Source organism: Mesorhizobium sp. M0088, from assembly GCF_040322895.1.
Lineage (GTDB): Bacteria > Pseudomonadota > Alphaproteobacteria > Rhizobiales > Rhizobiaceae > Mesorhizobium.
In genome coordinates this window covers 132,019-155,578 of record NZ_JAMYUI010000007.1, presented here as the reverse complement: position 1 = coordinate 155,578, position 23,560 = coordinate 132,019, and the positions used below count along the sequence as shown (strand labels likewise).

Sequence of the window (23,560 nt, the reverse complement as noted above, 5' to 3'; positions counted from 1 at the left end):
CGGCGCCCTACCCTTCCCGGCAGATTTCTCGCCTTGCCTCCCACTCCAACTGCATGCAAGGAGTTTCTGCTAGACACAGGGACAAGAGGCATGGCGGCGGAAGCATCGGGCAGTGATCTGGTTCAGGTGGTGGCACTGCTTGCTGCCGGCGTCGTTGCCGTTCCAATCTTCAAGCGCATGGGCCTTGGCTCGATCCTCGGCTATCTGGCCGCCGGCGTGGTGATCGGTCCGTTCGGCCTCGGCGTCTTTTCCGAATCGGAAGCCATTCTTCATGTCGCCGAGCTCGGTGTGGTGATGTTCCTGTTCATCATCGGGCTGGAAATGCAGCCATCGCGGCTGTGGGGCCTGCGCCGCGAGATCTTCGGCCTCGGCGCGCTGCAGGTCGGCGTCTGCGCGCTGCTGCTGACCGGTGTCGGCATGGCGGGAGGGTTTCCGATCGCGCAATCCTTCGTCGCCGGCGCCGGCTTCGTGCTGACCTCGACGGCGATCGTCATGCAACTCCTGGAGGAACGCGGTGAAATCGCCGCACCGAAAGGCCAGCGCATCGTATCGGTCCTGCTGCTCGAGGACCTTGCCATCGTGCCGCTGCTGGCCCTGATCGCGTTCCTGGCACCCGGTGGAGCCGACACCAGCCTGTCGGAGCGCCTGACCGAAATCGGCATCGGCCTTGCCGCGATCATCGGCCTGGTGGTGGCCGGCCGTTATCTGCTCAACCCGTTCTTCCGCATCCTGGCGGATGCCCGTGCCCGCGAGGTGATGACGGCGGCGGCACTTCTGGTCGTCCTTGGCTCCGCCCTCGCCATGCAGCTCAGCGGCCTGTCGATGGCGATGGGTGCCTTCCTGGCCGGCGTGCTTTTGTCTGAATCGACCTTCCGCCACCAACTCGAAGCCGACATCGAACCCTTCCGCGGCATCCTGCTTGGCCTGTTCTTTCTCGCGGTAGGCATGTCGCTCGACCTGCATGTGGTCGCGGCGAACTGGCGGCTGATCGCCATCTATGTCGTCGCCTACATGGTGATGAAGGCATTCGGTATCTACATCGTCGCCCGCATCCTGAAATCAGGCCACCGCGAAGCCCTGGAGCGCGCGGTCTTCATGGCACAAGGCGGCGAATTCGCCTTTGTCCTTTACTCGGCGGCCGCGGCGGTCGGCATCATCGACGGCCAGGCCAACGCGACGCTGACGGCGATCGTCATCATCTCCATGGTGCTGACGCCGCTGGCCATCATCGCCTTGCGCTATCTGACGCCGCGTGACGAGCAGTCGCTCGACGGGGTCGATGTCGCCGATGGCCTGACCGGCAGCGTGCTGGTCATTGGTTTCGGCCGCTTCGGCCAGATCGCGAGCCAGCCGCTGCTGCTGCGCGGCATCGACGTCTCGATCATCGACAATGACGTCGAAATGATCCAGGCGGCGGCCGATTTCGGCTTCAAGGTCTATTATGGCGACGGCACGCGACTGGACATCCTGCATGCCGCCGGCGCCGGCCGTGCGCGCGCCGTGCTGATCTGCGTCGACAAGGCCGATGTGGCTGTTCGCATCGCGGAGCTCATCAAGGCTGAGTTTCCTTTGCTCACCGTGCTGGCCCGCGCTTTCGATCGTGGTACCGCGCTGCAGCTCATTCGCGCCGGCGTCGACTACCAGCTGCGCGAAACCTTCGAATCCGCACTTGTTTTCGGCGGCTCGGCCCTGGAATCGCTGGGCGTCGATCCCGAAGACGTGGCTGAAACGATCGAAGACGTCAGACGCCGCGACACCGACCGCTTCGAAACCCAGCTCGCCGAGGGCATTCGCGCCGGGCAGCGCTTCCTGAGAGGCAATATCGGCACGCCGATTCCGACACCGCTCTCCACGCCGCGCCGGCCTGGTCAGGCACTCAACGAAGAGACCGCGGGTGTGCTGCACAAGTCCGAACCCGCCGATTGAGCAAGGAATCAGGCATGGAATTGGACAGCAGAGCCCTGTCGGTCACCAAATTCTGGCGCGATGCCGGCGAGGATGCCTGGTTCGAGAAGAACGAAGCATTCGATGCCGAGTTCCGCGACCGCTTTCTCGGCCTGCACTACGCCGCCGCGCGGCGTGAATGCGACGACTGGCTGGAACATGCCGAAGGTGCGCTGGCGCTGATGATCCTGCTCGACCAGTTTCCGCGGAACTGTTTTCGCGGCACCGGCCATATGTACGCGACCGATCCGCTCGCCAGACATTTCGCAGAGAGGGCGATCGCGGCCGGCCATGACCTGGCACTCGAGGAAAGGCTTCGTGTTTTCCTCTATCTGCCGTACGAGCATTCGGAACTGCTGGCCGACCAGGACATTTCGGTCGAGCTGACGCAGGCCAGGGCAGAGCCCTACCTGAAGTATGCTGTCGAACATCGCGATATCATTCAGAATTTCGGCCGTTTTCCGCACCGAAACAAGATGCTTGGCCGCGAAACCACCCTGCAGGAGCAGACGTTTCTGGATGGTGGCGGCTTCTCCGGTTAAAGACCCCGCTCCAAGGTGTGTTGAGATTCAGGTCAGGCCGAGTCGAAAACGGTGGGTTCCGAGAACCGGAGCGGAGCGTACATTTGGGTACGTGAGCACAGTTCTACCGCGACGCGGTAGAACGGGGAAGCGCAGGAACTCGCCGTTTGCAGGCCGGCATCACCTGAATATCAACGCACCTAGGCCAACCACCAATCCCGGCCGGAGGACAATCGCTCGATGCCTGAGGTATCGACGGCGACCAGACGGTCGGTGATGCTGCGACCGCTGACAACCAGGCTGGGCGCGATCTCGGCCAGCGGCGCCAGCACGAAGGCGCGCTCCAGCATGCGCGGATGCGGTACCTCCAGCCCGGTCTCGTGGATGACGCGGTCCCCGAACACCAGAATATCGATGTCGATCAGCCGCGGCCCCCAGCGCTCCTCCCGGACACGCTTCAGCTTGCGCTCCGCATCGAGGCAGAGGTCGAGCAAGGCACGCGGTGCAAGCACGGTGGAAAATTCGGCGGCCGCATTGAGAAAATCCGGCTGATCGAGCTTGCCCCATGGCGGCGTGCGATAAAGCGAGGAGACGCCGGTGACGCGCGTATCCGCGTCGGCATCCAGCATGCGCAGCGCCGCGCCCATGGATTTCGCCGGATCGCCAAGATTGCCGCCAAGGCTGAGATAAACGGTACTATTCGGGCCAGACAACGGTCACCTCGACATAATCGAGCACGCCGGGCACCGGTGCGTTCGGCTTGCGCACCGTGATCTCGGCCTTCTTAATCTGCGGAAAACGCGCCGTCAGCGCACGGGCCACTTCGAGCGCCAGCGACTCGATCAGAAAACGGCGCTGCCCGGTGATGATCTTCTCAATGACGGTGAATGCAATGCCGTAGTGGACTGTATCCTCGATCGAATCCTCGGCAAGTGCGCGGCCTGGATCGACGGTGAGAACAGCATCGACATAGAAGCGCTGGCCGAGCCTTTCCTCCTCGTCCAGCACGCCGTGCCGGGCAAAGAAAGCGCAGTTCTTCATGCGGATGACATACATCGCTCAGTTTCTCGCCCGGTCCGTCTGACGCGCCAGCATAGCATCCGCGAGCGCCAACGCGTCCACGTTGAATGCGACATCGTGGACGCGAAACAGATCGGCGCCCTGGAGCCTCAATATAACGCTGGTCGCCGCTGTTCCGACCCCTCTGTCGGCGGCATCACGGCCGGTGACCGTGCCGATGAAGCGTTTTCGCGACGTACCGGCCATCAGCGGCAGGCCGAGGGCATGCAATTCCGAAAAGCGTGCCATCAGGTCGAGATTTTCCTCCGCCGTCTCCTTGGCGAATCCGAAACCGGGATCGAGCACGATACGATCGTCGGCGATGCCGTTCTGGCGGGCGATTTCCAGCGACCTTCGCAGGAATGCCAACTGATCGGCAATCGCGTCCGGCAGCTTCTGGCGATCCCGCCCGGTATGCATGATGACAAGCCCCGCGCCGGTGTCGGCGGCGACACGCGCAATATCGGGCTCGCGCTGCAAACCCCAGACATCGTTGACGATATGCGCGCCGGCGGCGACCGCCAGCCGCGCCGTGTCGGCACGATAGGTGTCGACCGAAATCAGCACCTCGCTCACGCCCGCCAGCGCTTCGATCACCGGCAGGATGCGCTCCTGTTCCTGGCTGGCCGATACCGCGGCAGCACCTGGGCGCGTCGATTCTCCGCCGACATCGACAACCAGTGCCCCTTCCCCGATCATGCGGCGCGCCTGGGCCAGCGCCTTTTCAGGGGCGTCGAACTGGCCGCCGTCGGAAAAGCTATCGGGCGTGACATTGAGGATGCCGACGACCACGGCCTTGCCGCCAAGGTCGAGATGGCGTCCATGCGCCAACTGCCATCGCCGGGCCGTCATTGCTCATCGACCATGGAGTTCATCAATCATGTGTGATCCCTGGCGGATCAATTTCATTGCGCCGGCAACGGCCGTAAAGCAAGGTGATCGAAGAGGCAACATGATGAAGCGGGCCATGCTTGGCATGAAAAGACGGTCCCTGGGCGTGAAACGATCCTTGGCTTGCGCGCTGCTGCTCGCCATGACCCCGCTTCCGGCGGCGACCGCCAATCTCGTCAAGACGTACAGCTATTTCGCCATCGGCGGCAGCACCCTCGACGACATCGAGGCACAACTCTCCAAACGCGGGCCGGAGGTGAAAAGTACCGGCAACCGGCACCCGGGCGCCACCCAAATGGCCTTCACCACCCGTGTCAGCTATGCGCAGACGCCGAGTTCCTGCCGGATCGCCGACGCGGCGGTGACCGTCAAAGTGAAGGTGATCCTTCCCGAGTGGCGGCGCCCGCGCAAGGCCGATGCCGATGTCAGGCTGTTCTGGGATACGCTGTCCGCCGACATCAAGCGCCATGAGGAGCGCCATGTCGAAATCGCCAAGAACCATGGCGGCGAACTCGAAGAGGCCTTGAAGGCCACCTACCCGCAAAAGAACTGCGACGCCGCCAAGGCCAAGGCGGCAGCCATCACCGCGGCTGTTCTGGCCAGGCACGACCGCGCCCAGCTTCAGTTCGACCGCGTCGAAAGCGTCAATTTCGAAAGCCGCATCTTGCGGCTGCTGCGCTACCGCATGGAGCGCATCGGGAATGGCCGACTGCCGCCGGCCTGAACGCACCCGAACTGAAAGCCAAAATCGCCGAAGGTAGTGCCAGATTCGAAAAACTTTCGAGCCCCTGTCGAAACCGGCCTATATGGGACGACATATGTCAGGCTCGCCAGACGCGAGCTTAAAACACCAATGCGATCCAAACGGTCAAGAAACCGGAACGGCTGAACAGGGCCGGTCAAATCGCAAGCTTATGGATGAACGATCATGGACCAGGCTGTCGATAACAAAACGATGGCGGAAACCGGCACGCCGATAACAGAGAGCGAAAAGAACGCCATTATCGGCGGCGTGCTGTTGTCGATGCTGTTGGCGGCACTCGACCAGACCATTGTTGCGCCAGCCATGCCGACCATTGGGCATGCGCTCGGAAACGCACACTATCTGCCATGGATCGTCACCGGTTATCTCCTGACCGCTACCGCCGTGGCCCCGCTCTACGGCAAGATTTCCGACGTCTACGGCCGCCGGCCGACTGTCTATGCCGCGATCCTGATCTTTTTGGCGGGATCGCTGGTCAGTGCGATGGCTCCCAACATGTTTGTGCTGGTTGTCGGGCGGGCGATCCAGGGCGCCGGCGGCGGCGGCTTGTTCGCGTTGACGCAGACCGTCGTCGGCGATCTCGTTCCGCCGCGCGAGCGGGCACGCTATGCCGCCTGGTTCTCCGGCACATGGGCTGTCGCCAGCGTTGCCGGTCCGTTGCTCGGCGGCACCTTCGCAGAGCACCTGCACTGGTCCCTGATCTTCTGGATCAACATTCCGCTTGGTGTTCTTGCGATGGCGATCATCAACAAGCCGCTCAAGAAGCTGCCAGTTGCCGCAAAGCGCCACCGCATCGACGGCCTGGGGGCGTTGCTTCTGATCGCTGCCACGGCGCTGCTGCTGCTCGCATTGAACTGGGGCGGCAGCGCCTATCCCTGGATTTCGCTTGAAGTCATCGGCGTTCTCTGCGGTTCGGCGATTTTCTGGGGCGCTTTTGCCTTGCGGCTTATGCGAGCCGCCGAGCCGCTCATCTCACTCGAAGTGCTTGGCAATCCAATCGTTCTGGCGGGCACGCTTTCGATGTTCCTGCTTCAGGCCGCAAGCGTCGGCATGGCTGTGTACCTGCCCGTCTATCTTCAGGCGGTGCTCGGCCTGTCTGCGGCAGAGTCGGGCATCGCGATGCTCGGGCTTCTGCTGGGGACCGTCGGCGGCGCGGCATTCAGCGGGCGTATGATACCGCATTTCACCCACTACAAGCGCATCGCGATGGTGGGCGTCGTCTTCAGCATGCTGTGCCTCTGCCTGCTGGCCGTCGTCGCAGGATATGCAACGCTGCTGGAGGTAGAGGTCTTGACGATCTGCATCGGGTTTGGAACCGGAACGACGTTTCCGGTCACCACCGTGTCGGTCCAGAACGCCGTCGATCGCGTGCATCTTGGCGTCGCGACGGGCGTGCTGACATTCCTGCGTTCGCTTGGCAGTGCGCTTGGTGTCGCGATGCTCGGCGCGGTCGCTCTGGGCTACGGCTTGCCACTTGCCGGTGAAGGCGTGCGGATCGTGGGCCATAACGCGACGGTCGAGCCGTTCGTGATGATCTTTGCCGTCGCCGCCGTTACATTGCTGCTGGGGCTGATCACGCTGACGCTGATGCCCGAAAAGGAGCTTCGCGGTTACGCCGACAATGCGGCGCCCATCCTCGCCGAGTAAGCTTCAGCCGGAGACGCCGAGCTTCTTCTGCAGGCTGGTCGATGAGGTCGTGTACTGGAAAACGATGCGCTCGCCGGGGCTGATGATGCGCTTGGCGGCCTGCGCCATCAGCGCCACTTCGTGGAAGCCAGACAGGATCAGCTTCAGCTTGCCCGGATACCAGTTGATGTCGCCGACCGCGAAGATACCGGGCACCGATGTCTGGAACTTCTCGGTATCGACCGGAATAAGGTTCTCGTGAAGGTTGAGACCCCACTCCGCGATCGGTCCGAGCTTCATGGTCAGGCCGAAGAACGGCAGCATGCGCGTGCAAGGCACCTCGACATCGCCGTCAGGTCCCTTGATGGTGGCCGATGACAGTTGGCCGTCGGCACCGGTCAATCCGGTCACCTGCCCGACCTGGAACTCCAGCTGCCTCATCTCCTGCATGGCATACATCTTGTTGACGCTGTCGGGGGCGGCACGGAACTCGGGCCGCCGGTGCACCAGCGTCACGCTCTTTGCCACCGGCTGCAGGTTCAGCGTCCAGTCGAGTGCCGAGTCGCCGCCACCGACGATAACGAGGTCATGGCCGCGAAAATCCTCCATCCGGCGCACCGAATAGAAGACGCTCTTGCCTTCATAGGGCTCTATGCCGGGGATCGGCGGACGCTTGGGCTGGAAGGAGCCGCCGCCGGCGGCAATCACCACCACCTTGGCCTCGAACACCTCGTTTTCGTCGGTGGTGACGCGAAAACTGCCGTCCTCCAGTTTTTCCAGGCTGGAAACCATTCGGTTGTAGCTGAAATCAGGCTTGAACGGCGCGATCTGCTCGAGCAATTTGTCGACCAGCCCCTGCGCCGAGATCGAAGGCCAGCCTGGAATGTCGTAGATCGGCTTTTCCGGATAGAGCTCCGCGCACTGGCCGCCCGGCCGATCGAGAATGTCGATCAGGTGGCATTTCATGTCGAACAGGCCGAGCTCGAACACGGCAAACAGGCCAACCGGTCCTGCCCCGACAATAAGCACGTCTGTCCTGATAATGTCGGTCATGCCTGTGCCTCGCTGCGCATGACCCCGAAAATCGGATCGATTTTCGGAAAGGATCATGCGCAAATAAAAGTCCTACAGCGTCCTTTGCGCGTCCAAGAGGACGCGCGGCGCTGTAGTGAAACAGCAGGACACTGCATGACCATCGCTCCGCTGCCAAGCCGCAGCGGGAAAAATCAGTTGGCAAAGATACTGCGCTTATCCCTGACGGGCAGGCACCCGCACAATGAGACCGTCGAGCGCGTCTCGCACCTTGATCTGGCACGACAGCCGTGAGTTAGGCTGGACGTCGTAAGCGAAGTCCAGCATGTCCTCTTCCATCGCTTCCGGCTCGCCGACTTCAGCCGTCCAGGCTTCGTCGACATAGACGTGACAGGTGGCACAGGCGCAGGCGCCGCCGCATTCGGCTTCGATCCCGGGCACGGCGTTGCGGATCGCGTTCTCCATGACCGTAGAGCCGTTCTCGGCGTCCATGTCGAAATGCGTGCCGTCATGGGCAATGAAAGTCAGCTTGGTCATTTGTCACCTGAAGGGAGTTCCAGCCGAGATAATCACTCCGGCTGACAAGTCAACTGCCGCATGAAAGCGCCGCCCGATGACGTTTTTCCGCAAATCGGGTTCAGCGCGGATTCAGCGGTTGATGGCGGCGATGAAATCGCGCACTTCGTCGATCAGCATGCCAAGCCGTTTGAGCGTCTGGCCGTCTTCCGGCCGGTGCTCGATCTCGGTGGCGCAATCGGCGATGGCAAAGGCGCCGACGCCCCGTGCCGAACCCTTCAATCCATGGGCGAGCAGAAGCCGGTCCTTGATGTCGGCGTCGACTATTCTGTCGCGCACGGACAGCGCCTGCTGTACAAACAGCGCCAGCACCTCTTGCTCAAGGCTGCGGTCACCCATCGTCTGGCGGGCAAGGTGTGCCAAATCGACCGGCCGTGACCGCCTTGGTCCGGATACGTCGCCCCCGGGCATTGAGAAGGCAATGCCGCTTTCGCCACGCATGAACTCGAACTCCGTTTCTTCGATTCGCCCAAAAACCTAGGCGAATCCAATGGACAACGGGTTAATGAATGGCCGGGAAAAATGTTGCCAAAGCGGCGCCCAAATCACAGTTCCGTTAACCTTATATTTAAAGTTTTACGTATCCCGCGGAATGCATGTTTTCTTTACCCCCCTGTGTCATTACGATACGAGGGGTCCATTTTCAGCCTCCTGCGCGGGGCAAGACAAACAGAATTATAAGCCCGCGGCAGCTAGTACAGGGTAGCGAAGGCATGGCAAAGAAACCAACGACGACGAGAACTCTCGACAGCGACGTGGCCAGGGAACTGGAAAAGGCGCTCGATCTCGACCTCAGCAACGAGATCGGCAACGGCGACCTCGACATCGCGGCTTCTATGGAGGATCTGGAAGCTCAGATATCCCAGGCGGCCGACGAGTTGGCGCGCGAGGGACGCAATCATAAGCCGGAACAAAACCCGGAGCCCGTAGTCAATCAGAACCACGCCGCGAAACCCGCGCCGAAGGCAAAGCCTGCCGAATTGCGCCCCGTGGAACCGCGCAATGGCGCCCAGCCCGCGGGTTTCGCGCCGGCCAATGACGATCGCCAGAAGGACTATAAGACGCTTCTGCACAGCCTCAACAGGCGTGCCTCGAACACCATTTACTGGGTCGTTGCCTTCGTTTCGCTCGCCTGGTTCGCTGGCGCCGGCGGTTTGGCCAATCTGCTTTTCGGACCGAGCATCTGGAGAATCCGTACGCTCGACCAGTTCCTTGCCCGTCCGGAGCTGATCGGCCTTGCGGTCGCGGCCATCGTGCCCGTCATCCTGTTCTGGGCCTTCGCCGCCATGATTCGCCGCGCCCAGGAAATGCGCATCGCCGCACAGTCGATGACCGAAGTGGCCTTCCGCCTGACCGAGCCGGAAAACCTTGCCCAGGATCGCGTCATGATGATCGGCCAGGCCGTTCGTCGCGAGGTCGCGGCCATGGGCGAAGGCATCGAACGCACGCTTGCCCGCGCGGTCGAGCTGGAAACGCTGGTCCACAGCGAAGTCAACCAGATCGAACGCTCCTATTCCGAGAATGAATCCCGCATCCGCTCGCTGGTCGACGGGCTCGGCAGCGAGCGCGAAGCCGTCGTCACCCATGCCGAGCGCGTCCGCGCTTCGATCACCGGCGCGCACGAGACGCTGAAGGACGAGATCGGCGCCGCCTCCGACATCATACGCGACTCGATCCTCAATGCGTCGACCAAATTGTCGATGACGATCACCAATTCCGGCGACACGCTGATCGATCGCATCAACGAAAGCTCGATGTCGATCTTCGATTCCGTCGAAGGCCGGCTCGATTCGATCACCGACCGTCTGTCGACCTCAGGCGAAGCCTTCGCCAGCCTTCTCGACACCCGCATTGCCAAGCTGACGGACACCACTGACGGCCTGACACGGTCGTTGACCGATCTGCTCGACGATCGCACCACCGGCATGGTGTCGCTGCTCGGCGGTGCCGCGCGCACCCTCAATTCCGAATTCGAGGCCAGCCTCAACGGCATCGAGCGGACGCTCGCCGAACGCGGCCAGGCACTGATCAGCGAGTTCCAGACGCGCGCCGAGGCGCTGGACACCGGAACGCAGAAGCTCAATGCGGCACTCGAAGCCCGCGCCCGCCAGATCAACGAAACGCTGGTCGAGCGCGCACGCGAAATCGCCCATACCTTTGCCGAGAGCAAGGACACGCTGTCGGCGATGATTGATCAGGGCAAGACCCAGATCGGCGCCGACATGGCCGACATCGTCACCTCGACCTCCTCCATGCTCGAAGCCCGCGCCAGCGACTTCGCCGGGCGCATGGAGGCCGCCCGCCATGTCGTGTCGCGTTCGTTCGACAGCGACATCCAGCGGCTCGCCGACGCCCGCGTCGGCATCGAGGAAGCCGTCGAGAACCACAGCAGGAAACTGTCCGAAAGCCGCGAGCGCATGGCCGCGGCCATGGAGGCCGACCTGGCGAAGTTCGCCGAGGGCCGCGCCGGCATCGATGCGGCGGTAACCAACCAGGTGCAGAAGCTGGCCGAAGGCCGCAGCCTGATCTCGCGCGCTCTCGAAGAGGACCTGCGCAAGGTCAATGAATCGCGGGCGGCCATCGATGCATCGCTCGGCAGCCATCTCGAAAGGCTGGAAGAAGGCCGCAACAGGCTCTCCACTGCCCTAAACGAAGACTCCGGGAAACTGGTGCAAGCCCGTACGATTATTGATGAAATGGTCGCGGGCCATGTCGGCAAGCTCGCCGAGGGCCGCAACATTCTGTCACGCGCCCTGGAGGCCGACCTCGGCAAATTGTCCGACAGCCGCGCCAGCATCGACGGTCTGGTCGCCAGTCAGGTCGAGAAGATCGCCGAGGGCCGCGCCGTGCTCGCCAAGGCGTTGGAAAACGACATCGTCGGCATCAAGAGCCTCATCGAAACCCACTCCGCCAAACTGGCGGAGGACCGCACGCAGCTTTCCCATTCGCTCGACAGCGATCTGTCCGGAATACGCGGCCTGATCGAAAGCCACTCGGGACGGCTGGCCGAGGACCGCGGCCTGCTGTCCCAGACGCTTGAGGCCGACCTTGCCAAGCTGGCTGAAAGCCGTTCGAGCATCGACGGTCTGGTCGCCGGTCAGGTCGAGAAGCTGGCGGAAGGCCGCGACATTCTCAAGCGCGCGCTGGAATCCGATCTGAACACGATCAAGGGCGTCATATCGAGCCAGTCGGAAAAGCTGGCCGAGGATCGCGGTCAGCTTTCCCGGGTCCTGGAAGCCGATCTGCAGAATGTGAACAGCGTCATCGCCGATCACATGAACAAGCTCGTCCAAGACCGCTCCGCCCTGTCGAGGGCCCTTGAGGATGACCTCGCCAAGCTGGCCGACAGCCGTTCCAGCATCGACGGGCTGGTTGCCGGTCAGGTCGAGAAGCTGTCCGAGGGCCGAGATATCCTGCGGCGTGCTCTGGAATCCGACCTCAATGCGATCAAGGGCACCATTGCCGACCAGTCGCAGAAACTGGTCGATGACCGGGCACAGTTCGCCCGGGCGCTCGAGGCTGATCTCGAAAGCGTCAACGGCCTGGTCAACAGCCATTCCGAAAGGCTCGTGCAGGACCGTTCGACGCTGTCGAAAGCGCTTGAAGCCGACCTCGAAAACGTCGGCGGCCTCGTCAACAGCCACGCGGAAAGGCTCGTCCAGGAGCGCTCGACCCTGTCGAAGGCGCTCGAGGACGATCTCGCCAAGCTGGCCGAGAGCCGCTCCAGCATCGATGGCCTGGTCGCCGGCCAGGTCGAGAAGCTCGCCGAAGGCCGCGATGTTCTGAAGCGCGCGCTAGAAGCCGACCTCGCCAAGCTGGCCGAAAGCCGCTCCAGCATCGACGGTCTGGTCGCCGGCCAGGTCGAGAAACTGGCCGAAGGCCGCGACATTCTCAAACGCGCCCTCGAAGCGGACCTGCAGAAGCTGACCGAAAGCAGCAGCGGTATCGACAACGTCATCGCCGGACATGTCGGCAAGCTGTCCGAAGGCCGCAATATGCTGACCCGCGCGCTGGAAGACGATCTCGGCAAGCTGGCGGAGACCCGCAAGGATGTCGACCGCTCGCTGTCGGGCCACATCGACCAGATCGCCGCCAGAAGCTCGGACATCTCTGCCGCGATTGCAGGAGATGTCGAAAAAATCGAGCAGGCGTTCAGCCGCCAGACGGGCATCATCGAGGAGCGCGCCGGCACCATGGAGCGCGCGCTCTCGACAGGCGTCGACAACGTCCGCGCCGTGCTCGAGAAGAGCGCCGTGTTTGTCGCCGGCGCCCTGCGCGAAAAGGTGCTGGAAGTCACCAGCACCCTGCACGAGCAGGCCGGTGCCGCTTTCAGCGACGCCGACCGCAAGATCGCCGAGCGCGCCGAGCAGACGTCCGCCGCCCTGCTGGCGCGGGCCGAAGACATCGCCCGCACCTTCGAGGATGCAGACCGTCGCCTCCACGCTCGCGCCGAAGACACGTCCAACGCCTTGCTTGCCCGTGCCGACGATACGTCCAGCTCGCTGCTGGCCCGCGCGCATGAAACCGCCGATCAGCTGGCCGCTCGCGCAAGCCAGATCGCCGGCACCTTCGACGCGGCGGATCAGAAGCTGGCCGCCCGTGCCCAGGAAGCCGCCGATCAGCTGACTGCCCGGGCCCAGGACACCGCGGATCATCTGGCCGCCCGTGCAAGCGAGATTGCCGGCACGTTCGATGCGGCCGACCAGAAGCTGGTTGCCCGCGCTATCGAGACCGCCCAGTCGCTGGCCGCGCGTGCCGGCGACATCCTGCGCAACTTCGAAGGCGCCGACCAGCGGCTCGGCATGCGCATCGGCGAATCGGCCGAAGCGCTTGCCGCACGCGCGTCGGACCTTGGCCGCATTTTCGATGCCGCCGACCAGCAACTCGTCTCGCGCATCGCCGAAGGTTCGGAAGCGCTGTCGAGCCGTGCCTCGGAAATCGGCCGTATCTTCGACGAGGCGGATCAGCGTCTGGTGTCGCGCATCGCCAGCAGCACCTCCACGATCGGCGAGCATGCCGAGACGATCGTCGGTGCCTTTGCCGATACCGAGCAACGGGTTGCCGAACGCGCAAGGCGGACCGGCCAGGAGATGGCCGTGCATGCCCGCGAAATCGAGCAGGCGCTTGCCGGTGCGGACGAGCGTTTCGCGTCGAGTGCCGCGGCCGCGGCAGCCCGTGTCGAAGAGCAGGTCTCAGGCGTCGAGAACCGCCTCGCCTTCACAGCCGAGACGATGGGCCAGAAGCTCAACGAACAGGTGTCGAATGCCGAGGCGCAACTCGTCTCGCGCGCCAATGTGATCGCCGAGACCTTCACCGCGGTTGGCCAGCATATCGGCCAAAGCACCAACGATGCCGCCAAGACGATCGGCGCCAACACCCGCGAACTCAACACCATGCTCGCCGCACGTTCGGCCGAAATGTCGAAGATCCTCGACGAAACCGCACGGCCCCTGGTCGAGCGCTTCGCCCAGGGCGGCTCGGACCTGCAAAAGAGCATGGAAGAGGTCACCGAACGCGCCACCGAGAAGCTGCGCAGCGAGAATGCCGCGCTTGTCGACGCGCTCGCCAGCCGCACCGCCGAAACCTTGTCGGCGGTCGAGGGCGCCCGCTCGTCGCTGTCCGACAGCGTCGCCGATCTCATCGGCCGGATGACCAAGTCCAGTTCGCAGCTCGGCCAGCTGATCGAGCAAGCCGCGGTCAATCTCGGCCAGGTCGATGAACGCCTGAGCGGCAGCACGCAAAGCTTCGCCGCCACCACGGAAAAAGCCGCGCAGACCTTCGCCAGCTCGGCGCGGCTGGTCGATTCGAACACGACGAGGCTGACGGAACTGTCGTCGTCCACCTTGCGCGAGGTGGCGTCGATCGCCACCAAGTTCGACGAACACAGCCGTCTGCTGTCCAGCGCTTCGGACCTGCTGAGCTCGGCCCAGAGCAATCTCGAACACACGCTCGAACGGCAATCGTCGCTCGAAGACCTCGCTGTCGGCCTGGTCAAGAAGTCGGAAGATCTCGAAAGGGTCATGCGCTCGTTCGAAAATCTCGTCGGCCAGACGCTGCAGAACGCCGAAGGCAAGACGATGGAGTCGGCCGACAAGATCCGCAACGCCATCACCGACGTCGTCGATTCGGCAACCAAGCGCTTTGCCGATGCCACCGAGGAGATGCGGCGCACCGCCGGCTCGATCAAGAGCGAACTCGACCTGACCCGGGCCGAGCTCAAGAAGGGCGTCATCGAAATGCCCGAAGAGGCAAAGGAATCGACCTCGGCCATCCGCCGCGCCGTTTCCGAGCAGATCAACGCCCTCAAGGAGCTTTCGGACATCGTGGCCAAATCCGGCCGCGGCGGCGGTGAGGGATCAGAACCACGCAACCTGCGCCCGGCGCCGCAAGCGCCGGCCGCACGCGCTGCCGAGCCGCCGCGCCGCGCACCGGCACCGCAGCCGGACCTGCGCACGCCTCAGGCGCCCTTGGGCGGCCCTGCATTGCGAGGCACGCTCGACCTTGAGCGTCCTGCCGAGGCGGCACCGCGTCCGCGCGGCGATGCCAGCGCCCGCACGCCTCAGGGCGGATGGGTGCGCGATCTGCTTACCGCGGCATCGAACGATGAGGACCTCAGGTCGGCAGCTCCCACGGCCCCCGCGGAAGCGCAGCGCGCTACCCCTGCCCAGCGCTCGCCCCTGCATGTCGTGGAATCGCTGAACTCGCTCTCCGTCGATATCGCGCGGGCCATCGACCACGATGCTTCGATCGAGCTGTGGAACCGCTACCGGCGTGGCGAGCGTGACGTGTTCACGCGGCGGCTCTACACGCTGAAGGGACAGCAGACGTTCGACGAGATCCGTCGCAAGTATCAGGCGGAAGCCGAGTTCCGCGCCGCCGTCGACCGCTACTGCGACGATTTCGAGAAGCTGCTCAAGGATGTCTCGCGCAACGACCGCGACAACATCATGGCGCAGACTTACCTGACGTCGGACACCGGCAAGGTCTACACCATGCTGGCCCATGCGAGCGGCCGCCTGCATTGAGACAGGAATTGAACAGGCGGGGCTATGGTCCCGCCTGTGCTTATTCTAACCTCCGGCACGCGCTGAACCTGCCCGCAACAGGCTTGCCAGACTATCAGTGCCTTCGGAATCCGCCCTAAGTCGATTTGGCACTATAGTTCACCCGCAGTACCGCTGCCCTGACGCTCAAAGGGTGTGATCGTGAAGACGGCAATCATATTCGACTGCGAGTTTCTTTGCCTTGAGGGATCGCAACGCAGATTTTGGTGCGCCGCCCACGATCCTGACCCGGTGATCGCACAGATCGGCGCGGTCAGGCTTGGACTCGAGAGCGATTTTCCAATGCTCGGCACACACAAGGTCTACATCAGACCGGTCGACCGGTTTGGTCAGAGATACGCCCTCGATCCGTTCTTCACCAAACTGACCGGCATTACCGAGGAAGATCTGGAGACCGAGGGGGTGGCGCTAGGAGATGCCCTCGACGACGTCGATCGTTTTGCCGGCGGGGCGCGTTTCTGGTCCTGGGGCAAGGACGAATTGAACATGATCGCCATCAGTTGCTATGTCGCGGGCATTCAGCCTCCGATCCCGGCCAGCCGGTTTGACAATGCCGTCAAGCTGCTGATCGCGGCCGGAATGCCGATCGAGGATCTGGCGAGAACGCCGAGCAACAAGCTCGCCGATTACTATGGCGTCGAACACCCGCCATTGCAGGGGCACGACGCGCTCGATGACGCGCTGTCCGTCACCTATACCCTGCAGCACCTGATGAAGACCGGAAAGCTCCGCCCGGAAATCTTTGACCGCTTGTAGGCAGAGAAGCCCGGAGGGATGAAGCTTTGTGGGATTCCGGCGCGCCCCGCGCTCAGATCACCGAATCCGTCCAGCGCACGATTTGCCCGGCGGCGTCGCCGAACGCCTTGTCGAGCGCGCTGACATAGGCAGGATTGCCGCTGCCCGAGACGGGTGCGGCTGCGGTGAAGCTCTTGGAGGCACGGACCTCGCCGTTGCGATCGTTCAGGATCCGCACGAACAGATCGACCTCGGCATGTTCGCCGCCGTCGACACGCACCTCGAAGGACCGGATTTCGACGATCACCTGATAGTCGATCGCCAGGCCCTCGCCCGGCTTGCCGACGCCGGCAAAGCTGCCCGAGCGCTGGAAGGTCTCGGCCAGCCGCGCCTGCACGATCAGCGGCAGCCGGTCGGCCCATTGCGCGCCCTTGAGATACTGGATCGAGCGATCCGACGGTTTGATGACGATGTTCTGGCTGTCCAGCGCCTTGAGCGCCGACGGCTGCGCGATCAGGATCTGGCGGCGGCTATGGCCATGCGCGTCGATCGACGGCGCCGACAGCTCGAACGTATCGAGCGGCGCGGGCTTGCCGCCCAACGCCGCGCAGCCGGCCAGCGTCAGGGCAAGCAGTGCCGCAGCCGATGTCAACCCGCCCGTTTTCACCCACACAGACTTCACGCGCGATCCCCGTTGTCCCCGGATCGTAAGATCGACCCGCTTTCGCGGCTCATGTTTCTGGGGCGCGCCGTCGCCGAAGTCAACGCCGCGCCCTGCCATCGAATTGCCGAACCTCGCCGTCGCCACCCGAAAGGATGCGCTGCGGATTGCGGCTGAGATCGGTCACCGCCTCTTCGATGCGGCTGATCGAACGGCGGCTGTCCTGCACCAAAGCCTCGACATTCGAAAGTCCCTGTCCCGAGAAGCGCGCCAGATTGTCGGTGATGACGCCAAGGCGGGCATTCAGCGTGTCGGCAACCTGCTTGAACGACTTCAGCGTCGCCCTGGCATCCGCCATCACGCCGTCGGCCTGCCCCGACCCGAGCAAGGTATCGACCCTGGCAAGAATGCCATCGACGCGCACCGAGGCATCGTTGAGCCGTTGCGCGAGCTGCTTTGCGTCCTTGATCGTCTGGTCGATGTCGTCGGCCCGGTTGGCGAACTTGTGGGTCACCTCCGCGATGTCGGCGGCGGCCTTGTCGGCGCTCTCGCTGGCCTTTTGGATGTTGGCGAGCGCCGAGCGCACTTGTGCGGGATCGATACCGTCGAGCACGTTGTCGACCTTGGCCAGCGTGCCTTGCGTCCGTTTGGTAAAATCGTTGACCGACCCCACGGCTGTATCGACGTTCTTGATCACGCCGTCGAGCTGCTTCGACGTCTCCTTGAGGTTACCGGTAACCGTATCGACATTGGCGACGATGCTCTTGATCTTGTCCTTGTCGACGGCGTTGAGAAGGCCTTCGGCCGCCTTCAGCGTGCCATCGAGTTTGCCAGAAACGCCTTTCAGCTCATCGGCCAGCGTGCTGGCGGCGGACAGGAACTTGTCGATGCCGTCCGAATTCTTGGCCAGCGCATCGGAGAAGGTCTGGACATTCTGGACGGTCTGCGTCAGCGGCCCGCGAACGTCCCTGGTGAAGCCTTCGAGCTCGGTCAGCACCTTGTCGGCGCGGGTGAAGATATTCTGCGCCGTCTGCAAGAGGTTGGTCACCGCCGACGGGTTGGCGACGATCTCGGCGACCTTACCTTCCTTTTCCGCCTGGTCGAGGAGTTTCACTTCCTTTGGGTCGGCGCCCTTGAGTTCGATGTTGGCCTGCCCGGTCAGGCCGGCAAGCCCGATATCGGCTTGCGTCGATTTGGTGATCGGTGTCATGCGGTCGATCTCGGTATCGGCGATGGCAACCGTCGGATTGTCGACGTCGATATAAACGCGCTTGACGTCGCCGACCTTGACGCCGTTGAACAGCACGAAACTGCCGCGGCCAAGCCCGGACGCCGAGCCCGGAATGCGCACGCGCAGCAACGTCGTCTCGCCCTTGTCGCCGATCGCCGCCGTCCAGTAGACGAAGGCAAACGCCGCCAGGATCGCGGCCAGCGTGAAGATGCCGACAATGACGTAGTTGGCTCTGGTTTCCATTGTCCCACTTATGGCTATGCGCGCGCCGCAAGATCAAGTTGCCGGGCGCGTTTTCCGCGGAAATAGGACTTTACCCACGGTTCCTCGCTCTTCAGCATGTCGTCGATGGTGCCTTCGACCAGCACTTTCTTCTTGCCGAGCACGGCCACCCGGTCGCAAGCGGTGAACAGCGTGTCGAGATCGTGCGTCACCATGTAGACGGTCAGATCCATCGTATCGCGCAGCTTGACCACCAGCTCGTCGAACTCCGCCGCGCTGATCGGATCGAGGCCCGATGTCGGCTCGTCGAGGAAGACGATGTCGGGATCGAGCGCCAGCGCCCGGGCCAGCGCGGCGCGCTTGATCATGCCGCCGGACAGTTCGGACGGGAATTTCTGCGCTGCATCGGGCGGCAGCCCTACCAGCTCGATCTTGAGCATCGCCAGTTCGTCCATCAGCTTTCGCGGCAGGTCGAGATATTCGCGCATCGGCACCTGGACGTTTTCCTGCACTGTCAGCGCCGAGAACAGCGCGCCGTGCTGGAACAGCACGCCAAGTCGCATGTCGATGCGCAGACGCTCGGCATCATCAGCTTTCTCGACATCGACGCCGAACAGCTTGATTGTACCCGACTGCTTGCGCGTCAGGCCGAGAATGGTGCGCAGCAGAACGGATTTACCAGCACCCGAGGCGCCGACAAATCCAAGGATTTCGCCGCGCCTTATGTCGAGCGACAGTCTGTCGAGGATAAGCTTGTCGGCGAAGGACACGCTGATGTCGTGCGCGGATAGCACGATGTCGCCCTCGCCCGCCTCATCCGCCAATGCGCCCGCCCTTTTCCTGTTTCGCAGCTTCATCTCAGAACTCGATCGCTGCGTAGAACATGGCAAAAAGTCCGTCGAGGATGATGACGACGAAGATCGACTTCACAACCGAAGCGGTAACATGCTGGCCGAGCGATTCGGCGCTGCCGCCGACCTTCATGCCTTCGACCGAGGCAATCGTGCCGATGATCATGGCCATGAACGGCGCCTTGATCAGGCCGGCAAAGATGGTGCTGAGATCGATGGCGACGCGCAACCGGTCGATGAAGGCGGCGGGCGGGATGTCGGAATAGAGCCAGGCAGCCAGTATGCCGCCGCCGAGTGCGGCGAAATTGGCGATGATGGTCAGGCACGGCAAGGCGATGACCAGCGCCACGAGCCGGGGAAAGACCAGGACGCCGATCGGGTTGAGCCCGATGACCTTCAGCGCGTCGACCTCCTCGCGCATCTTCATCGAGCCGATCTCGGCAGTGATCGCGCTGCCGGAGCGGCCGGCGATCATGATTGCCGTCATCAGCACGCCAAGCTCGCGCAGGATCAGCACGCCGACCAGGTCGACGACGAAGATATCGGCGCCGAAATAGCTGAGCTGATAGGCGCCTTGCTGGGCAACGATGGCGCCGACGATCGCCGACATCAGCACCACCACCGGAATGGCGCCGACGCCCATGCGGTCGATCTGGTTGAAAATCGCCGCCGGGTTGACGGCATGGCCACGGCCGAGCTTCATCTGCGCGCCACGGATGGTGGCGCCGAGGATGTTCATCGAGGCGAGAAAATCGTCGCGCATCTCGTAGACCCGGCGGCCAACCGCCTCCAGCGCGCGAATGACGATGTTGGGCGGCCGCGCCGGGCCGGATTCGGGTTCGCGCCGCACGGCCTCGCCGACAGCTTCGAGCAGGATCGAAGCGATCTCGCTCTGGCCTTGCATCTGGATCTCGACGCCCTTCTTCTCGAAGGCGCTGACCAGCCGGTCGATCAGCCAGGCGCCGGCGGTGTCCATCTTCTCGATCTTGGAAACATCAAGCGCCAAGGTTTTGAAGCCGCTTCGCTTTTCGATCTTGCGCATGTCGGCGTCGATGAGCGCGACGGTCCTTGTGGTCCAGATTCCGGAGAAAGCGCAGCCAAGAACGCCATCCTCCTCGCCGATCGCCACGCGCGGTTCGTGGTCAGCCTCCCCTGCGGTCGTGCCGCTTGCGTCGCGCTTGCCGATGGTCAACATGGCGTCCTGTTTAGCCTGACGGGTCTGACCTGTCGATTTGCCGACAACGCTTGTCGCACAGCAGGAGCAGAAAAATATGGCGCGTGTCATTTCGGTCGAGGCCGAGCGTTTTCCCATCGCCGGAACCTTCACCATTTCGCGAGGTTCCAAGACCGAAGCCGAAGTGATCTCCTGCACGATCGGCGAGGGCGGCCACCTCGGCCGTGGCGAATGCGTCCCCTACAAGCGCTATGGCGAGACCATGGAGGGCGTGCGCGACGCGATCGAGGCCATGCGCGGCCGGATCGCCGGTGGCATCAGCCGGACCGCCTTGCTCGATGCCATGCCGGCCGGAGCCGCCCGCAACGCCATAGACTGCGCCCTGTGGGACCTGGAGGCAAAGCTCAGCGGAACCTCGGTAGCAGTCGCGATAGGTGCTCTTCCCTTGCAGGCGCTCGAAACCGCCTACACGCTGTCGCTGGGCGAGCCGGAGACGATGGCGGCGCAGGCCCGCGCCAATGCGGCGCGGCCGCTGCTCAAGGTCAAGATCGGCGGCGACAACGACATCGCCCGCATCCGCGCGGTCAGGCAGGCAGCGCCAGACAGCCGCATCATCCTCGACGCCAATGAGGGCTGGAGCGACGACAACATCGTTGCGAACCTCGCCTTTGCCGCCGAACAAGGCATCGCGCTGATCGAGCAGCCGCTGCCGGCCGGTCATGACGAAATCCTGCGCCATATCGCCCATCCCGTGCCGATCTGCGCCGATGAAAGCGTGCACGAGGCTGAGAATCTCGAAGCGCTTGTCGGTCTCTACGATGCCGTCAACATCAAGCTCGACAAGTCGGGGGGCCTGACTGCGGCACTGGTGCTGCGCGATCGCGCCCGCGAACTCGGTTTCGGCGTGATGGTCGGCTGCATGGTCGGCACGTCATTGGCGATGGCGCCAGCGGTGCTGCTTGCCCAGCATGCCGATTTCGTCGACCTCGACGGTCCGCTGCTGCTTGCCCGCGACCGGGTACCGGGCCTTGTCTACCAGGGATCGATGGTGTCACCGCCCGATGTGGCGCTGTGGGGCTGAGCGCGCTGCAAGGCCGATCAGCACGAGGCCGATCAAGGCGATCGGGATCATGGCAAAGAAGCCGTCCACGCCGAGATGGTCGTAGAGCGGGCCGGACGCCAGCGTCACCACCGCCATGAAGAAGCCGTTGGAGAAATAGGCAATGCCTTGCGCGGCACCTGTCCGCTCCTCGGAGACGGTTTCGCCGATCATCTTCTGCAGGCCGATCAGCCCAAGCGCCACCGAGACCGAGTGCAGCGACTGGACACCGAAGAAACCGGGAATGCCGAGGCCGAGCGGCCAGACCAGCGGAAAGGCGATCCAGCGCACGATGGAGCCGATCCCCGCCATCACCATGATCGACACGACGGAGAACCGGTCAAAAAAGCGGGTGAACATCATGAACATGCAGACTTCCGACACCACGCCCCAAGCCCATAAGAGACCGACAACCGAATCGCTGAGGCCGATCGATTTCCAGTAGATGGAGACGAAACCGTAGAGGAATGCGTGGCTGGCGGTGATGACGCCGACGCCGACGGAAAAATACAGGAAATACGGGTTGAGAAGCTTCGGCGCCGAATGCTGGATATCAGTGGCCGACAGCGGTGAGGCGCGCCGCGGACGGCCTAGACGCGGCGCCAGCAGGCCAGCGGCAAGGGCCGCGGCAAACGCCGCCAGAATGATAACCGGAACGGCCTGCGAGCCGGTTGCCGACAGAATGAAGCCGCCGGCGACATTGGCGCAGAGATAGGAGATCGAGCCCCATTTGCGCATGCTTGTGTAGTTCGAACCGAAGCGGCGGACACCCGAAAGCGCCAGCGAATCGGCGATCGGCGAATGCGGCGTCCAGACAATGGTCAGCGCCAGTGAGACCGCCAGCACCATCGCATAGGTCGGTGGCAGGAAATAGCCTGCCGACAGGAGCAGTGATGCAGCCATCAGCGCGACATAGACATCGGCGCGGTCCCTGGCACGGTCGGCCAACGCGGTCAGTAACGGCGTCGTCACCACGCGCAGGAACATCGGCGCCGCCAGAATGACGGCGATCTGCTCGGCGTGAAAACCCTTGGCCTGCAGCCACAGTGGAAAATAAGGCAAATGCGTTCCGAGCGGCACGTACAGCGTCGCGAAGATCAGGCTCATGCGCAGTTCGAAATGGCGCGGCTTGACGAGTTGTTCGGGCGAGAGCTGCGGCAGGGCCATGAATCGATCCAATCGCGCTGTATTCGACCGGACGGCAACGCGTATCGATCCCTTAACATGGACGAAAACCGGACGAAACCGGTTGGACTAATTGATCGATTCCGAAGCCCGAAAAAGACTTCGGACTATGCCGCCTGCCCTACCCGGTCCGCGATGAGCAACGGGACAAAGGGCTCGTCCGGCGCTTCTGGCAGCACTTGCGCCCAGGTCAGGATTTCCATGCGGCCGTCAAAATGCTCGACCACGGCCGTGCAGCTTTCCACCCAGTCGCCGGTGTTGATGTACTGGACATCGCCAAAATTCTCGATGACGGCATGATGGATGTGGCCGCAAATGACGCCGTCGACGTGTGAACGACGCGCCTCATCCGCAAGCATGGTCTGGAACGAGCCGATGAAGTTCACCGCCTTCTTGACGTTGTGCTTGGCCCAGGACGAAAACGACCAATACGGCAGGCCGAGCAGTTGCCGCAGCCGCGTCACCACGCGATTGACCAGCATGGCCGCGTCATAGGCGTGATCACCGAGATAGGCGAGCCAGCGCGCATTGTGGACCACGGTGTCGAACTGGTCGCCATGGATGACGAGCAGGCGCTTGCCGTCGGCAGTCTCGTGGATGGCGCGGTCGGCGACAACGATGCCGCCGAAATGCACGCCCTGGAACTGGCGGGCGAACTCGTCATGGTTGCCGGCGATGTAGGTGATGTTGGCGCCCTTGCGCGCCTTGCGCAGCAGTTTCTGCACGACGTCATTGTGGCTTTGCGGCCAGTGCCAGCTCCGCCGCAGCCGCCAGCCGTCGACGATGTCGCCCACCAGATAGATGATATCGGCATCGTGATATCGAAGGAAATCGATCAGGAACTCGGCCTTGGCCGCCTTCGAGCCCAGATGGACGTCGGATATGAACATGCTGCGGAAAGTGCGGGGCTCTTGGCCGGACATCGC

Annotated in this window: 19 protein-coding genes; 7 read left to right on the top strand and 12 right to left on the bottom strand. The window is 63.2% G+C overall.

What is annotated here, in order from left to right:
* Positions 1-90: 90 nt before the first annotated feature.
* Positions 91-1,926, top strand: a complete 1,836-nt coding sequence (locus NKJ67_RS10775; protein WP_352581311.1) for a monovalent cation:proton antiporter-2 (CPA2) family protein — start codon at positions 91-93, stop codon at positions 1,924-1,926.
* Between the two features lie 14 nt (positions 1,927-1,940).
* Positions 1,941-2,486, top strand: coding sequence for a DUF924 family protein (locus NKJ67_RS10770; RefSeq protein WP_352581310.1), 546 nt, complete (start codon positions 1,941-1,943; stop codon positions 2,484-2,486).
* A gap of 179 nt (positions 2,487-2,665) precedes the next feature.
* Here NKJ67_RS10770 and folK read toward each other — a convergent pair whose 3' ends face one another.
* Genes folK through folP form a run of 3 tightly spaced genes read right to left on the bottom strand, consistent with a single transcriptional unit; the run spans position 2,666 to position 4,376 of the window.
* Positions 2,666-3,178 (bottom strand): 2-amino-4-hydroxy-6-hydroxymethyldihydropteridine diphosphokinase, encoded by a 513-nt coding sequence (gene folK / locus NKJ67_RS10765; protein ID WP_352581309.1) that lies wholly within the window; start codon positions 3,176-3,178, stop codon positions 2,666-2,668.
* Positions 3,162-3,521, bottom strand: coding sequence for a dihydroneopterin aldolase (gene folB, locus NKJ67_RS10760; RefSeq protein ID WP_023813034.1), 360 nt, complete (start codon positions 3,519-3,521; stop codon positions 3,162-3,164). Before folB ends, folK begins: the two co-directional genes overlap by 17 nt.
* 3 nt (positions 3,522-3,524) lie before the next feature.
* A complete protein-coding gene (gene folP, locus NKJ67_RS10755) occupies positions 3,525-4,376 on the bottom strand; it encodes a dihydropteroate synthase (RefSeq protein ID WP_352581308.1) in 852 nt (283 codons plus the stop codon).
* A 124-nt stretch (positions 4,377-4,500) separates the two neighbouring features.
* On the opposite strand from folP, the gene NKJ67_RS10750 reads away from it, so the two are divergent.
* Both NKJ67_RS10750 and NKJ67_RS10745 read left to right on the top strand, forming a co-directional pair.
* Positions 4,501-5,139, top strand: coding sequence for a DUF922 domain-containing Zn-dependent protease (locus tag NKJ67_RS10750; protein ID WP_245470134.1), 639 nt, complete (start codon positions 4,501-4,503; stop codon positions 5,137-5,139).
* Between the two features lie 204 nt (positions 5,140-5,343).
* Complete coding sequence (locus NKJ67_RS10745) at positions 5,344-6,825, top strand: MDR family MFS transporter (RefSeq protein WP_352581307.1); 1,482 nt, start codon at positions 5,344-5,346, stop codon at positions 6,823-6,825.
* Positions 6,826-6,828: 3 nt separating this feature from the next.
* On the opposite strand, the gene NKJ67_RS10740 is transcribed toward NKJ67_RS10745, so the two are convergent.
* The 3 genes from NKJ67_RS10740 to NKJ67_RS10730 all read right to left on the bottom strand — a co-directional run bounded on the left by NKJ67_RS10740 (position 6,829) and on the right by NKJ67_RS10730 (position 8,853).
* Positions 6,829-7,857, bottom strand: a complete 1,029-nt coding sequence (locus tag NKJ67_RS10740) for an NAD(P)/FAD-dependent oxidoreductase (RefSeq protein WP_127269545.1) — start codon at positions 7,855-7,857, stop codon at positions 6,829-6,831.
* 195 nt (positions 7,858-8,052) lie between these two features.
* Positions 8,053-8,373 carry a 2Fe-2S iron-sulfur cluster-binding protein gene (locus NKJ67_RS10735; protein ID WP_056582251.1) on the bottom strand — a complete coding sequence of 107 codons (321 nt, stop codon included), beginning with the start codon at positions 8,371-8,373 and terminating at the stop codon, positions 8,053-8,055.
* A gap of 111 nt (positions 8,374-8,484) precedes the next feature.
* Entirely contained in the window at positions 8,485-8,853 is a 369-nt protein-coding gene (locus tag NKJ67_RS10730; RefSeq protein WP_127269546.1) for an Hpt domain-containing protein, read from the bottom strand.
* A gap of 272 nt (positions 8,854-9,125) precedes the next feature.
* Here NKJ67_RS10730 and NKJ67_RS10725 point away from each other — a divergent pair, with 272 nt between their 5' ends.
* Together NKJ67_RS10725 and NKJ67_RS10720 are read left to right on the top strand one after the other, a co-directional pair.
* Complete coding sequence (locus tag NKJ67_RS10725; RefSeq protein ID WP_352581306.1) at positions 9,126-15,437, top strand: kinesin; 6,312 nt, start codon at positions 9,126-9,128, stop codon at positions 15,435-15,437.
* Between the two features lie 180 nt (positions 15,438-15,617).
* A complete protein-coding gene (locus tag NKJ67_RS10720) occupies positions 15,618-16,232 on the top strand; it encodes a 3'-5' exonuclease (RefSeq protein WP_352581305.1) in 615 nt (204 codons plus the stop codon).
* 52 nt (positions 16,233-16,284) lie between these two features.
* On the opposite strand, the gene NKJ67_RS10715 is transcribed toward NKJ67_RS10720, so the two are convergent.
* The 4 genes from NKJ67_RS10715 to NKJ67_RS10700 all read right to left on the bottom strand — a co-directional run bounded on the left by NKJ67_RS10715 (position 16,285) and on the right by NKJ67_RS10700 (position 20,371).
* Complete coding sequence (locus tag NKJ67_RS10715; RefSeq protein WP_419197529.1) at positions 16,285-16,893, bottom strand: ABC-type transport auxiliary lipoprotein family protein; 609 nt, start codon at positions 16,891-16,893, stop codon at positions 16,285-16,287.
* A gap of 79 nt (positions 16,894-16,972) precedes the next feature.
* On the bottom strand, positions 16,973-18,346 hold the full coding sequence (locus NKJ67_RS10710) for an MlaD family protein (RefSeq protein ID WP_352581304.1): 1,374 nt from the start codon (positions 18,344-18,346) through the stop codon (positions 16,973-16,975).
* A gap of 14 nt (positions 18,347-18,360) precedes the next feature.
* On the bottom strand, positions 18,361-19,182 hold the full coding sequence (locus tag NKJ67_RS10705) for an ABC transporter ATP-binding protein (RefSeq protein ID WP_127810519.1): 822 nt from the start codon (positions 19,180-19,182) through the stop codon (positions 18,361-18,363).
* Between the two features lies 1 nt (position 19,183).
* On the bottom strand, positions 19,184-20,371 hold the full coding sequence (locus tag NKJ67_RS10700) for an MlaE family ABC transporter permease (protein WP_023810578.1): 1,188 nt from the start codon (positions 20,369-20,371) through the stop codon (positions 19,184-19,186).
* A gap of 76 nt (positions 20,372-20,447) precedes the next feature.
* On the opposite strand from NKJ67_RS10700, the gene dgcA reads away from it, so the two are divergent.
* The gene (dgcA, locus tag NKJ67_RS10695; protein WP_352581303.1) at positions 20,448-21,431 is read left to right on the top strand and encodes an N-acetyl-D-Glu racemase DgcA; all 984 of its coding nucleotides are present in this window, start codon (positions 20,448-20,450) and stop codon (positions 21,429-21,431) included.
* Here the strand turns inward: dgcA and NKJ67_RS10690 are convergent.
* Together NKJ67_RS10690 and NKJ67_RS10685 are read right to left on the bottom strand one after the other, a co-directional pair.
* Positions 21,402-22,616: an MFS transporter gene (locus tag NKJ67_RS10690; protein WP_127810521.1), complete on the bottom strand. Its 1,215-nt coding sequence runs from the start codon at positions 22,614-22,616 to the stop codon at positions 21,402-21,404. The two genes, dgcA and NKJ67_RS10690, sit on opposite strands and share 30 nt — an antisense overlap.
* Positions 22,617-22,741: 125 nt before the next feature.
* Positions 22,742-23,524, bottom strand: coding sequence for a UDP-2,3-diacylglucosamine diphosphatase (locus NKJ67_RS10685; protein ID WP_164748893.1), 783 nt, complete (start codon positions 23,522-23,524; stop codon positions 22,742-22,744).
* Positions 23,525-23,560 lie beyond the last annotated feature (36 nt).

Bases quoted from the DNA above. Each gene is read 5' to 3' on its own strand.
- NKJ67_RS10775 (WP_352581311.1), top strand. From the start codon at position 91: ATGGCGGCGGAAGCATCGGGCAGTGATCTGGTTCAGGTGGTGGCACTG.
- NKJ67_RS10770 (WP_352581310.1), top strand. From the start codon at position 1,941: ATGGAATTGGACAGCAGAGCCCTGTCGGTCACCAAATTCTGGCGCGAT.
- folB (WP_023813034.1), bottom strand. From the start codon at position 3,521: ATGTATGTCATCCGCATGAAGAACTGCGCTTTCTTTGCCCGGCACGGC.
- folP (WP_352581308.1), bottom strand. From the start codon at position 4,376: ATGACGGCCCGGCGATGGCAGTTGGCGCATGGACGCCATCTCGACCTT.
- NKJ67_RS10750 (WP_245470134.1), top strand. From the start codon at position 4,501: ATGAAAAGACGGTCCCTGGGCGTGAAACGATCCTTGGCTTGCGCGCTG.
- NKJ67_RS10745 (WP_352581307.1), top strand. From the start codon at position 5,344: ATGGACCAGGCTGTCGATAACAAAACGATGGCGGAAACCGGCACGCCG.
- NKJ67_RS10740 (WP_127269545.1), bottom strand. From the start codon at position 7,857: ATGACCGACATTATCAGGACAGACGTGCTTATTGTCGGGGCAGGACCG.
- NKJ67_RS10735 (WP_056582251.1), bottom strand. From the start codon at position 8,373: ATGACCAAGCTGACTTTCATTGCCCATGACGGCACGCATTTCGACATG.
- NKJ67_RS10730 (WP_127269546.1), bottom strand. From the start codon at position 8,853: ATGCGTGGCGAAAGCGGCATTGCCTTCTCAATGCCCGGGGGCGACGTA.
- NKJ67_RS10725 (WP_352581306.1), top strand. From the start codon at position 9,126: ATGGCAAAGAAACCAACGACGACGAGAACTCTCGACAGCGACGTGGCC.
- NKJ67_RS10710 (WP_352581304.1), bottom strand. From the start codon at position 18,346: ATGGAAACCAGAGCCAACTACGTCATTGTCGGCATCTTCACGCTGGCC.
- NKJ67_RS10705 (WP_127810519.1), bottom strand. From the start codon at position 19,182: ATGAAGCTGCGAAACAGGAAAAGGGCGGGCGCATTGGCGGATGAGGCG.
- NKJ67_RS10700 (WP_023810578.1), bottom strand. From the start codon at position 20,371: ATGTTGACCATCGGCAAGCGCGACGCAAGCGGCACGACCGCAGGGGAG.
- dgcA (WP_352581303.1), top strand. From the start codon at position 20,448: ATGGCGCGTGTCATTTCGGTCGAGGCCGAGCGTTTTCCCATCGCCGGA.
- NKJ67_RS10690 (WP_127810521.1), bottom strand. From the start codon at position 22,616: ATGGCCCTGCCGCAGCTCTCGCCCGAACAACTCGTCAAGCCGCGCCAT.
- NKJ67_RS10685 (WP_164748893.1), bottom strand. From the start codon at position 23,524: ATGTTCATATCCGACGTCCATCTGGGCTCGAAGGCGGCCAAGGCCGAG.